Origin of the sequence: Streptomyces sp. NBC_00344 (genome assembly GCF_036088315.1) — a bacterium.
In the GTDB taxonomy this organism is placed as follows: domain Bacteria; phylum Actinomycetota; class Actinomycetes; order Streptomycetales; family Streptomycetaceae; genus Streptomyces.
Window position 1 is genome coordinate 1101503 of the sequence record NZ_CP107996.1, and the last position, 12296, is coordinate 1113798.

The 12296-nt window shown below is 68.8% G+C and carries 9 protein-coding genes; 5 read left to right on the top strand and 4 right to left on the bottom strand.

The annotated features are described in order from the left end of the window. Positions 1-35 precede the first annotated feature (35 nt). The 3 genes from OHS16_RS05055 to OHS16_RS05065 all read left to right on the top strand — a co-directional run bounded on the left by OHS16_RS05055 (position 36) and on the right by OHS16_RS05065 (position 3436). Positions 36-857: a TIM barrel protein gene (locus tag OHS16_RS05055; RefSeq protein ID WP_328535948.1), complete on the top strand. Its 822-nt coding sequence runs from the start codon at positions 36-38 to the stop codon at positions 855-857. Positions 858-891: 34 nt separating this feature from the next. Next, positions 892-1782, top strand: a complete 891-nt coding sequence (locus OHS16_RS05060) for a 2-hydroxy-3-oxopropionate reductase (RefSeq protein ID WP_328535949.1) — start codon at positions 892-894, stop codon at positions 1780-1782. Between the two features lie 196 nt (positions 1783-1978). Next, positions 1979-3436 carry a catalase gene (locus OHS16_RS05065; RefSeq protein ID WP_328535950.1) on the top strand — a complete coding sequence of 486 codons (1458 nt, stop codon included), beginning with the start codon at positions 1979-1981 and terminating at the stop codon, positions 3434-3436. Between the two features lie 880 nt (positions 3437-4316). Here OHS16_RS05065 and gcl read toward each other — a convergent pair. Further along, entirely contained in the window at positions 4317-6101 is a 1785-nt protein-coding gene (gcl, locus tag OHS16_RS05070) for a glyoxylate carboligase (RefSeq protein WP_328535951.1), read from the bottom strand. A gap of 224 nt (positions 6102-6325) precedes the next feature. Here gcl and OHS16_RS05075 point away from each other — a divergent pair, with 224 nt between their 5' ends. Next, positions 6326-7090, top strand: a complete 765-nt coding sequence (locus tag OHS16_RS05075) for a hypothetical protein (RefSeq protein ID WP_328535952.1) — start codon at positions 6326-6328, stop codon at positions 7088-7090. Positions 7091-7177: 87 nt separating this feature from the next. On the opposite strand, the gene OHS16_RS05080 is transcribed toward OHS16_RS05075, so the two are convergent. The 3 genes from OHS16_RS05080 to OHS16_RS05090 form a co-directional block, all read right to left on the bottom strand. Further along, entirely contained in the window at positions 7178-7948 is a 771-nt protein-coding gene (locus tag OHS16_RS05080; RefSeq protein WP_443042561.1) for a polysaccharide deacetylase family protein, read from the bottom strand. Between the two features lie 98 nt (positions 7949-8046). Further along, positions 8047-9636: an AMP-binding protein gene (locus OHS16_RS05085; protein ID WP_328535953.1), complete on the bottom strand. Its 1590-nt coding sequence runs from the start codon at positions 9634-9636 to the stop codon at positions 8047-8049. Beyond that, positions 9633-11312: an AMP-binding protein gene (locus OHS16_RS05090; protein WP_328535954.1), complete on the bottom strand. Its 1680-nt coding sequence runs from the start codon at positions 11310-11312 to the stop codon at positions 9633-9635. The genes OHS16_RS05085 and OHS16_RS05090 overlap by 4 nt, the downstream gene beginning before the upstream one ends. Before the next feature lie 143 nt (positions 11313-11455). Here OHS16_RS05090 and OHS16_RS05095 point away from each other — a divergent pair, with 143 nt between their 5' ends. Then, positions 11456-12283 carry a response regulator transcription factor gene (locus tag OHS16_RS05095; protein ID WP_328535955.1) on the top strand — a complete coding sequence of 276 codons (828 nt, stop codon included), beginning with the start codon at positions 11456-11458 and terminating at the stop codon, positions 12281-12283. Positions 12284-12296: the final 13 nt, after the last annotated feature.

Consider the following 12296-nt stretch of genomic DNA (forward strand, 5'->3'; position numbering starts at 1 on the left):
AATAACTTCCGCAATACGGAAGGAGCGCACGTTACATGGCCTTCACGGACCAGCGCTTCGATGTGAACCTCTCGATCCTCTTCACGGAACTCCCGCTCCTGGAGCGTCCTGCGGCAGCCGCAGCGGCCGGCTTCACGGCGGTCGAGCTGTGGTGGCCCTGGATCGAAACCCCCACCCCTCCGCAGACCGAGCTCGACGCCCTGAAGAGGGCGCTCGACGACGCCGGCACCCAGCTGGTGGGCCTGAACTTCTACGCGGGCAGGCTCCCCGGCCCCGACCGCGGCGCGCTCTCCGAGCCGGGCGAGGAATCCGACCGGTTCCGCGCCAACATCGATGTCGTGGCCGACTTCGCCGCCTCCACCGGCTGCAAGGCGCTCAACGCGCTCTACGGCAACCGCGTCGAGGGAACAGACCCGGCCGTCCAGGACGCACTGGCCCTGGAGAACCTGGTACTGGCGGCCCGCGCCGCCGACCGGGTGGGAGCCGTACTGCTCGTCGAGGCCCTCAACAAGCCGGAGTCGCCGCTCTACCCGCTGGTGAGCGCGCCGGCGGCGATCGACGTCGTCGACAAGGTCAATCAGCTCAGCGGGCTCGGCAACGCAAAGTTCCTGCTCGATCTGTACCACCTGTCGATGAACGGCGAGGACCTCGGCGAGGTCATCGACACCTACGCCGACAAGACCGGCCATGTGCAGATCGCCGACAACCCGGGCCGCGGCGCTCCCGGCACCGGCTCGTTGCCGCTGGCGGACCTCCTCGGCCGGCTGGCCAAGGCCGGTTACCAGGGATGGGTCGGCCTCGAGTACAAGCCGGGCGACCGGCCCAGCGCCGAGGCCTTCGACTGGCTCCCCAACTGACCGTCTTCATCAGTGTGTTGAAAGAGGCACCCCTATGAGCACCCTCCCCAAGATTGCGTGGATCGGCCTCGGCATCATGGGCTCCCCCATGTCCGAGAACCTGATCAAGGCTGGCTACTCCGTGACCGGCTTCACGCTGGAGCAGGACAAGCTGGACCGTCTCGCGGCCGCCGGAGGCACCGCCGCACCCTCGATCGCCGAGGCTGTGCGCGAGGCCGATGTGGTGATCACCATGGTGCCCGCGTCGCCGCAGGTCGAGGCGATCGCCTACGGACCCGATGGCATTCTCGAGAACGCCAAGCCGGGCTCCCTGCTGATCGACATGTCCTCGATCACGCCGCAGACCTCGGTCGACCTGGGCAGGGCCGGCGGCGAGAAGGGCCTGCGCGTCCTGGACGCGCCGGTGTCGGGGGGCGAGGCCGGCGCCATCGAGGCCGTGCTCTCCATCATGGTCGGCGGCGAGCAGAGCGACTTCGATGCCGCGAGGCCGATCCTCGAGGCCCTGGGCAAGACCATCGTGCTGTGCGGTCCGCACGGCTCCGGCCAGACGGTGAAGGCCGCCAACCAGCTGATCGTGGCGGTGAACATCCAGGCCTGCGCCGAGGCCGTGGTCTTCCTCGAGAAGTCCGGCGTGAACCTGGCCGCCGCCCTCGACGTACTCAACGGCGGTCTCGCCGGCTCCACCGTGCTGACGCGCAAGAAGGACAATTTCCTGAACCGCGACTTCAAGCCCGGCTTCCGGATCGATCTGCACCACAAGGACATGGGCATCGTCACCGACGCCGCCCGCAACGTGGGCGCGGCCCTGCCCGTCGGCGCGGTGGTCGCCCAGCTGGTCGCCTCGCTGCGAACCCAGGGCGACGGCGGTCTCGACCACTCGGCACTGCTGCGCTCGGTCGAGCGGTTGTCCGGCGCGCAGGTCTGACCTTCGGCTCCACCCAGCGGAGGCCTCCGGCCTCCCCCTCCACTCCGGGCTGCGGCAGCGCTGACACCTGTCCTGTCGCGCCCAGGCGCTGCCGCCGCCCGGACCCATACTTGAATTTCAACAAACTGTTGACGCGACGTTCACGGCGAATCTACGCTCCTCGGGCCGTCAGCAGCTCCAGCACGGAAGGTCCACGATGTCGAAGCGCGTGCTTACGACCGAGTCAGGCGCCCCGGTCGCCGACAACCAGAACTCCGCCACCGCCGGCGTCGGCGGCCCGATCCTCCTCCAGGACCAGCATCTGCTGGAGAAGCTCGCCCGGTTCAACCGCGAGCGCATCCCGGAGCGCGTCGTCCACGCCCGCGGCTCGGGCGCGTACGGATACTTCGAGGTGACCGACGACGTCACCGGTTTCACCCACGCCGACTTCCTCTCGGCCGTCGGCAAGCGCACCGAGACATTCATCCGCTTCTCGACGGTGGCCGACTCGCTGGGCGGCGCGGACGCGGTGCGCGACCCCCGTGGCTTCGCGCTGAAGTTCTACACCGAAGAGGGCAACTACGACCTGGTCGGCAACAACACCCCGGTGTTCTTCATCAAGGACCCGATCAAGTTCCCCGACTTCATCCACTCCCAGAAGCGGGACCCGTTCACCGGCAAGCAGGAGCAGGACAACGTCTGGGACTTCTGGGCGCACTCCCCCGAGGCCACGCACCAGGTGACCTGGCTGATGGGTGACCGCGGCATCCCCGCCTCCTACCGCCACATGAACGGCTACGGCTCGCACACCTACCAGTGGACGAACGCGGAGGGCGAGGCCTTCTTCGTCAAGTACCACTTCAAGACGAACCAGGGTGTCCGCAGTCTCTCCGCGGAGCAGGCGTCCGAGCTGGTGGGCAAGGACTCCGACAGCCACCAGACGGACCTGCTCCAGGCGATCGAACGCGGCGTCAATCCGTCCTGGACGCTGCACGTGCAGATCATGCCTGCCGCCGAGGCCGCTGACTACCGCTTCAACCCCTTCGATGTGACCAAGGTGTGGCCGCACAGCGACTACCCGCTGCAGCGGGTGGGACGTCTGGTTCTGGACCGCAACCCCGACAACGTCTTCGCCGAGGTGGAGCAGGCCGCGTTCTCCCCGAACAACTTCGTGCCCGGCATAGGCCCCTCGCCGGACAAGATGCTGCAGGGCCGGCTGTTCGCCTACGCCGATGCCCAGCGTTACCGGGTGGGCATCAACCACACGCAGCTCCCGGTCAACGCACCGCGGAAGACCACCGCCGACAACTACGGCCGCGACGGCGCCATGGCCACCCGGTACGGCTCACGCCACGACAAGAACTACGAGCCCAACTCCCATGCGGGCCCGGCCCAGTCGGACGCCGCCCTCGCGTCGCCGCTCGCCGTGACGGGCTGGACCGGCACCCATGAGGCCTCGGCGCACGTCAAGGACGACGACTTCTTCCAGGCGGGCGAGCTCTATCGGCTGATGTCGCAGGACGAGAAGTCCCGGCTGATCGCCAACATCGCGAGCGGCCTCTCGAAGGTCAGTCTCGACGACGTGATCGAGAAGAACCTCGCGCACTTCCACGCCGCCGACGCCGACTACGGCAAGCGCGTCGAGGATGCGGTTCGCGCGCTGCGCGAGGACTGAGACAGCGTCCCCTCTTGACTGTCCGTCCGCCGACCCGAGTGAGGGGTGGCCGGCGGTACGGACACACCCGAGGACCGCGGCGGAGACGCGACGCCAGTGCGGTGGTGAAGGCCGCCCGCGCCCCGTTCTGACCTGAAGGACGAGGGCCGGGAGGCCGGTCGCGCCCGCCGCGGTCTTCAGGTACAACAAGCCCCGCCCGGCGGCGCGAACGTCCTGTCGCGCCCAGCCTCGCGCCGCCGGGCGGCACCAGAATGCGATGCCGGAGCGCGGAACAAGGTCTACGGTCCCTTGTTCCGCGCTCCTTTGCGTGCGGGCCCGGGGTGACCGTCACGGTCCTGGCGGCCCCCGTGACCACCACCCGGAGATCACACAGGTCGCCGTACGCGGAAGTGCCGGAGCCGGCGATGCAGGGCATGGGCACGGCGACCCGTCCGCGAACGGTAGGTGTTGCCGCTCCGCGCGGGCGTACGGACCCGCCTGCCGAAAAGTGAGCACGGAGTTCGCCGGCAGCAGCATGAACGGCAGCGGCAGGAGGGCACTGCCGTCGGAGCGCTCAGGACCGGCATTCCGGTGGTGTACGCACTGCCGCCACTGATCCGCAGCATGGCACCCTGCCGGGTGGGCGACGGGCGCCGCCGCGAACGGGAGGAGTGCCGATACAAGCACCCCGGTCACGGCTCTCAGCAGAAGCAGCCCGGCAGACTCCACAGCGGGCCACGCGTCGCAGGCCAGGAACGGCGCAGCGCGGCGGCCGGGCGGCATCCCCGCGGCGGCCGCCGGGGAAGGCGCGCCCGCGGCGGCCGCCGGGGAAGGCGCGCCCGTGGCAGACCGAAGGGGCGGGCCGCCGTGAACCGGCGGCCCGCCCCTGTCCGCAGAGCCGTCAGGAGGTGATGAGCGGGAGGATCGCCGTAGGAGCGTGACCCGGCTCCGTCGCGAGGTCCTCGAACTCGTTCACACCGGCGATGTCGCCGCCGCTCATCGAGATGTTGGTGATCCGCTCCAGGATCGCCTCGACGACAACGGGCACCCGGTACTCGGCGGCCAGTTTCTTGGCCTCCTCGAACGCGGGCAGCAGCTGGTCAGGCTCGGTGACGCGGATCGCCTTGCAGCCGAGGCCCTCGGCGACCTTGACGTGGTCCACGCCGTAGACGCCGATCTCGGGGGTGTTGATGTTCTCGAACTCCAGGTTGACCTGGAAGTCGATGTCGAAGTTGCGCTGCGCCTGGCGGATCAGGCCCAGATAGGCGTTGTTCACCAGGACATGGACGTACGGGATGTTGTGCTGCGCGCCGACCGCCAGCTCTTCGAGCATGAACTGGAAGTCGTAGTCGCCGGAGAGCGCGACGACCGTGGTGTCGGGGTCGGCCGTCGCGACACCCAGCGCGGCCGGGATCGTCCAGCCCAGCGGGCCCGCCTGGCCGCAGTTGATCCAGTGACGTGGCTTGTAGACGTGCAGCATCTGCGCACCCGCGATCTGCGAGAGCCCGATGGTGGTGACGTACCGGGTGTCCGGCCCGAAGGCGCGGTTCATCTCCTCGTACACCCGCTGCGGCTTGATCGGCACATCGTCGAAGTGGGTGCGGCGCTGCAGCCTCGCCTTGCGGTCCTGGGCCGATGCGGCCCATTGCGTACGGTCGGGGAGCCTGCCCGCGGCCTTCAGCTCCCGTGCGACCTCGACGAAGAGCTCCAGCGCGGCCTTGGCGTCCGACGCGATTCCGTAGTCAGGGGCGAAGATCTTGCCCAGCTGGGTCGGCTCGATGTCGACATGGACGAAGGTGCGGCCCTTGGTGTAGGTGTCCAGCTTGCCGGTGTGCCGATTGGCCCAGCGGTTGCCGATGCCGAGGACGAAGTCGGACTCCAGGAAGGTCGCGTTGCCGTAGCGGTGCGAGGTCTGCAGACCGACCATGCCGGCGTTCAGCGCGTGATCGTCGGGGACGATGCCCCAGCCCATCAGGGTCGGGACGACCGGAATACCGGTCAGCTCGGCGAATTCCACCAGCAGATCGCCGGCGTCGGCGTTGATGATGCCGCCGCCTGCGACGATCAGCGGGCGCTGCGACTCGTTGAGCAGCGCGATCGCCTTCTCGATCTGCGCGCGGCTTGCGACCGGCTTGTACACCGGCAACGGAGTGTACGTCTCCGGGTCGAATTCGATCTCGGTCATCTGGACATCGATCGGCAGGTCGATGAGGACCGGGCCCGGGCGGCCGGAACGCATCAGATGGAAGGCCTGCTGGACGACGCCCGGCACCTGCGCGGCCTCCATGACCGTGGTCGCGGCCTTGGTCACCGGCTTGGCGATCGAGGCGATGTCGACTGCCTGGAAGTCCTCCTTGTGCATCACCGCGGTCGGGGCCTGGCCGGTGATGCAGAGGATCGGGATGGAGTCACCGATCGCCGAGTAGAGACCGGTGATCATGTCGGTGCCTGCCGGGCCCGACGTACCGATGCAGACACCGATGTTGCCGGGGTGGGTGCGGGTGTAGCCCTCGGCCATGTGCGAGGCGCCCTCGACATGGCGCGCGAGGGTGTGCCGGACACCGCCTGCGGCCTTGAGGGCCGCATAGAACGGGTTGATCGCTGCGCCCGGCACGCCGAAGGCATGGCTGACGCCTTCACGCTTGAGGATCTCAACTGCCGCTCGGGCAGCGGTCATACGAGGCATGGAGTACTCCTGCTCGGCCTGTCGGAGTGGGCCTCCTGTCGCGCCAACCTGAGGTCGCCCATTTCCGTATTACGGAAGTCTATTTCTGCTATACGGAAGCAATGTAAGAGCTGGGCCGGTCCGCCGTCAAGGGAGTGGGACCGGGCGGGCAGTCGTGCTCCGGGGGCGGCCGCAATGTCCGAAGTCCGTCCCCAACACCTCGCTCTTGGTGGACGATGGGACCCATGGGAACGGGCGCGGGCACGGGAGAAGGCGCGGAGGAGGACGCGGAGGAGCCGGCCGCGGAGCACGTACTGGTGCGCTGCCCGTCCTGCTTCCGGGTGCACACCTACACGGCCGCGGTCCTGCCGTGCGCCTGCGGTGCGCCGCTCGCGCCACCGCTGCTCAAGGAGGCACCGCCGGAACCGGTCGCCCATCGGACCTGGTCCGACGACTGGGTCACGGTGCGCTGTGCGGCCTGCGGACGCCAGGACGAGTGGCCGCAGCCCGAACTCGGCTGCTCCTGCGGGACGGTCCTGCGCATCCGGGTGCGCGAGGCGAGCACGCCGCCCGCCTCGGCACACCCGGCGGCCGCCGGCGGACCGGCCGTGCCCGGCGCGAGGGCCGGCCGGCCCGAATTCCGGCCGGTGACGATCCGTACCGCACGCGACGCGGTGTCCGCGGCCGCGCTCTATCTGCGGTGGCTTGGCTTCCGGGATGTCCAGCAGCCCGACAGGCGCCCGGCGTCCGGTATCGATCTGCGCGGCCGGGATCTGGTCGCCACGGTCGAGGCGAGCACCCGGCCCGCGGCGCTGCGGGACATCGAGTGCCTGTGGCTGAACGGGCTGAGCGCGTCGGCGGTGAGCGTCTGCTTCTCGCTCGCGGGATACGCCGACGAGGCGCGCGCCCGGGCCGACGAACTCGCCGTCCCGCTCTTCGTGATGGATCTGACCGGAGCCCCGCAGCCGGTCAACGAGCCTGCCACCCACCTGGTGGACTCCGGCGCCTGAACCGCGGAGAGCGCCGGAGCGGTTGCCACAGGGATTCGCACTGCCGCACTACGGACTACGGCACTACGGCACTACGGCACTACGGCACTACGGGCGGTATATCGCGCCCGGCTTCAGTTCGGCGGGGGCGATCAGCTGGGGCACGGTGACCAGTGTGTAGCCGCGCTTCTTCAGCGCGTCGATGATGCCGGAGACGGCCGGCACGGTGCCCGGGTAGATGTCGTGCAGCAGGATGATGCCGTCGGGCCTGGCCTGCTCGAGCGTGCGCTTCTCTATGAGAGCGGTGTCCGATGTGGAGAAGTCCTTCGCCGTGGTGCTCCACAGCACCTGGGACACACCGAGCTCCTTGCATATCCTGGAGACGTCGTCGTTGGTGCGGCCCTGCGGAGGGCGCATCACCCTGGGTCTGGTTCCGGTGATCCTCTCGACCGCGACCTCGGTCTTCTCTATCTCCTGGCGGGCCACATCGGCACTCTGCTTGGTCAGGATCTTGTGGGTCCAGGTGTGGTTGCCCACCTCGTGCCCCTCGGCCGCCTCACGCTTGACGATCTCCGGGTACTTCATCACGTGGTTCTTGCCGAGGAGGAAGAAGGTCGCATGGACCTTCTTCTCCTTCAGGACGTCCAGCAGATGCGGAGTGTTCGGCCCCGGCCCCGCGTCGAAGGTCAGCGCTATGCACTTGGCCCTGCGGCAGTCGACCGGTCCGAATTGCGCCGCGTTCTTGCCGTCCGCGTGATCCCGCGCCGCGGACGGCGATGTGGTGTCCATCGAACAGCCGCTCAGCACAAGGGTCATGAGCGCGGCCACGCCGGCAGCGGTTCCGAAACGCGCAGCCGTCTTCTTCCTCAGCAATGACATGACCTGGACTATACACAGCGAGTATAGAGTGAGTGTATAGCGGGCGCGAAAGGCCTGAGTCCATCACTGCGGCCCGCCACTCCCGCGCCCCCGCACCCTTAGTGATGGCCGAAGCGCTCCCGGAGTTCCACTTTTCTCACCTTTCCGCTGACGGTCATCGGGAAGGTGTCCAGGAGCTGCAGCACACGGGGGACCTTGTAGTGGGCCAGCCGGCCGCGGCAGTACTCCCTGATCCCGTCCAGCGTGGGAGGGTCGGACGGGTCGCGCGGGATGACACAGGCCAGGATCTCCTCGCCGTACTTCTCGTCCGGCACCCCGACCACCTGGACGTCGACGATCTGGGGGTGTCCGTGCAGGAACTCCTCGATCTCGCGCGGATAGACGTTCTCACCCCCGCGAATGATCATGTCCTTGATCCGCCCCACGATCTGCACATAGCCGTCGTCACGGATCACCGCCAGATCGCCGGTGTGCATCCAGCGGCCGGCGTCGATGACCTCGGCCGTCTTCCGCGGCTCCTGCCAGTAGCCGAGCATCACGCTGTATCCGCGGGTGCAGAGTTCACCCGGCTTGCCGCGCGGCAGCGTCGTACCGGTCGCCGGATCCACGACCTTCACCTCGATGTGCGGCAGGACACGGCCGACGGTCCCGGTGCGCCGCTCCAGGTCGTCGTCGCGCCGGGTCTGGGTGGAGACGGGTGAGGTCTCGGTCATTCCGTAGCAGATGGACACCTCGGCCATGTGCATCTCGGCGACAACCCGCTTCATCACCTCGGCCGGGCAGGGCGAGCCCGCCATGATTCCGGTGCGCAGTGAGGAGAGGTCGTACTCGGCGAAGCCGGGGAGGTTCAGCTCCGCGATGAACATGGTCGGCACCCCGTAGAGCGAGGTGCAGCGCTCCTGCTCGACGGCGCGCAGCGTGGCCTCAGGATCGAAGGAGGGCCCGGGGATGACCATGCAGGCGCCGTGCGATGTGGCGGCCAGATTCCCCATGACCATGCCGAAACAGTGGTAGAAGGGGACCGGTAGACAGATCCGGTCCCGCTCCGAATAGTGCACCGACTCCCCTACGGAATAACCGTTGTTGAGGATGTTGTGGTGCGAGAGTGTGGCTCCCTTCGGGAAGCCCGTGGTACCCGAGGTGTACTGGATGTTGATCGGGTCGTCGCAGGAGAGGGCCGCATCCAGCGGCACCGGCCGCGCCGCGGCCACCAGATCGTCCCAGGACGGATCACCGATGTAGTGGACGGCCCTCAGCTCGGGACAGTTGCCGCGTACCTCACCGACCAGGGCCCGGTAGTCGCTCCCCTTGTGGCCGGTAGATGCCACCAGCAGGCTGATCCCGGCCTGCTTCAGCACGAACTCCAGCTCGTGCGCCCGGTACGCCGGATTGATGTTCACCATGATCGCGCCGATCCGCGCGGTGGCGTACTGGACAAGCACCCACTCCGGGCAGTTGACCGCCCAGATCCCGACCCGGTCGCCCTTGCCGACCCCCACTCCGAGGAGTCCGCGGGCCAGCTCGTCCACGTCAGCCCCGAACCGGGCGTAGGTCCAGCGACGCCCCGATGCCACGTCGACGAGCGCCTCCCGTTCGGGGAAGGCTGCGATCGCGCGGTCGAGGTTGCTTCCGATGGTGTCGCCGAGGAGCTCCGTGCTGCCGGTCCCGTGCGTGTAGGAAAGCGTCACCGCAGGTCCCCCTCGAGGTATTCGGACGCGGACCCGGCCGCCGTCGCTTCCCGCAGCTCGATGCGGCGGATCTTGCCGGACACCGTCTTGGGCAGCTCACCGAACTCGATGCGCCGGATCCGCTTGTACGGAGCGAGCACCGCACGTGAGTGCTCGAAGAGCGTCCTCGCCGTTTCGGGTCCCGGCGTCCAGCCCTCCGCCAGGACGATGTACGCCTTCGGTACGGCGAGCCGTACCGGGTCGGGAGCGGGCACCACCGCGGCTTCCGCGACGGCCTCGTGCTCCAGCAGGGCACTCTCCAGCTCGAACGGTGAGATCTTGTAGTCGGACGCCTTGAAGACGTCGTCCGACCTGCCGATGTAGGTGATGTAGCCGTCCGCGTCGCGTGAACCGATGTCACCGGTGCGGTAGTAGCCGCCGGCCATCGCCTCGGCCGTACGGTCCGGATCGCCGTGGTAGCAGACCATCAGGCCGACCGGCTTCGCCGAGAGGTCGAGGGCGATCTCGCCCTCGACGACCCCCGGCTGTCCGCTGACCGGATCGAGCAGCTCGACCTTGTAGCCGGGCGTCGGGCGGCCCATCGAGCCCGCCTTGAGCACCTGTCCCGGGGTGTTGGCCACCTGGACGGCGGTCTCGGTCTGCCCGAAGCCGTCGCGGATCGTCACACCCCACTCGCGGCGCACCGTCTCGATGACCTCGGGATTGAGCGGTTCACCGGCTGCGGCGACCTCACGCGGAGGTGTGCGCAGTCGGCTCAGGTCGGACTGGATGAGCATCCGCCAGACGGTCGGTGGCGCGCAGAAGGACGTCACTCCCACCCGGTCCATCTCATCCATCAGCCGGGCCGGGTCGAAGCGCGTGTAGTTGTGGATGAAGACCGTGGCCTCGGCGTTCCACGGGGCGAAGAGGTTGGACCAGGCGTGCTTGGCCCAACCGGGTGAGGAGATGTTGAGGTGCACATCGCCCGGCCGCAGGCCGATCCAGTACATCGTCGCCAAGTGCCCGATGGGATACGAGGCGTGGGTGTGCTCGACCAGCTTGGGCCGGGCCGTCGTGCCCGACGTGAAGTAGAGCATGAGGGAGTCGTCCGCAGCGGTGGCCCCGCGGGGCTCGAAGACGTCGGGCGCGCCGGCCGCTTCGCTGTACGGGAGCCAGCCATCTGGGGTGCCGGCGCCCACCGCGATCCGGGTGTAGTCACCTGCCACCTCGGCGAACTTGTCGGTGTCCTCGCTCCTGACGAGCACATGACGGGCGCGGCCGCGGCTGATCCGGTCGCGCAGATCGACCGGCCCGAGCAGCGGTGTGGCGGGGATGACGACGGCGCGCAGCTTCATCGCGGCAAGCGCCGTCTCCCACAGTTCCTGCTGGTTGCCGAGCATGACGAGGATGCGGTCGCCCGGCCTCACACCCTTGGTGCGCAGCCAGTTCGCCGACCGGTCGGACCGCTGGGCCATTTCGGCGAACGACACCCGGATCTCTGTGCCGTCCTCCTCGACGATGTGCAGCGCGGTCCTGTCGTTGCCTTCGGCGATGACGTCGAACCAGTCCAGCGCCCAGTTGAAATGTTCCGGCCTGGGCCAGCGGAAGCCCTCGTAGGCCGTGGTGTACTCCGCACGGTGGCGGAGCAGGAAATCCCGGGCGGCCCGGAACTCCTCCGTCGCACTGTCTGACGGCATGTGTCCTCCTCATTGCGGGACTGGTCCTCAGCATCGTGTAATCAGTGCCCCAGGTCTCACTACCCCCGAACGGGGGCGAAGGCTGTGTCCCTCCCGTGGACACCCCTGGTCCCCCGCCAGACCAGCCAGAGAGGAAGGGCCGCGTGCCGGAGCCGGTCGAGGCAGTTGAGATGCGAGCGGCGCTGCAGCGGCTGCGCCGCACCACCGGGCTGCCGGTCGCCTTCGGCGGCCTGCTGACCGACTCCGGACAGCTGCGGATCGCCGAACTCAGCGGTACGGCGACCCGCGCACTGAGCGGCCTCGGGGTGTCCGCGGGCAACGGTCTCGGCGGCAAGTCGATCGCGTTGTCGCGGCCGTGCGCGGTGACCGACTACCGCTCCTCGCTGCACATCAGCCACGAGTACGACACAGCGGTGGGCGCGGAGGGGCTGCGTGCGGTGCTCGCGGTGCCCGTGGTGGTGCGGCGCAAGGTACGCGGGGTGCTGTACGGCGCGGTGCGCGAACCGCGGGGATTCGGTGACCGGACGTACAACGCGGCGGTCGACGCGGCCCGCGACGTGGAGCAGTCCCTGGTCGTACGCGACGAGGTGCAGCGGCTGCTCGCGGCCGCGCGGGAGCCGGTGGCGGGCCCCGGCGCCTGGGAACAGGTCCGGGAGGCGCACGGCGAACTGCGCACGCTGGCACCTCGCATCGTCGATCCCGGGCTGCGCGACGAGTTGCTGAAGGTCTGCGGCCGGCTGGCGGGCGGAGGCAGCGGTCCGGTACAGGATCGGCGGATCGTCCTGGCGCCCCGAGAGGTGGATGTGCTCGCCTGGGTCGCGACGGGAGCCACCAATGCGTCGGCAGGCGAGCGGCTGGGACTGAAGCCGGAGACCGTGAAAGGCTATCTGCGGTCCGCCATGCGGAAATTGGGGGCGCACACGCGCCTGGAGGCGGTGGTGGCGGCCCGGCGGGCGGGGCTGCTTCCGTAGCTCCGCGGTCGGG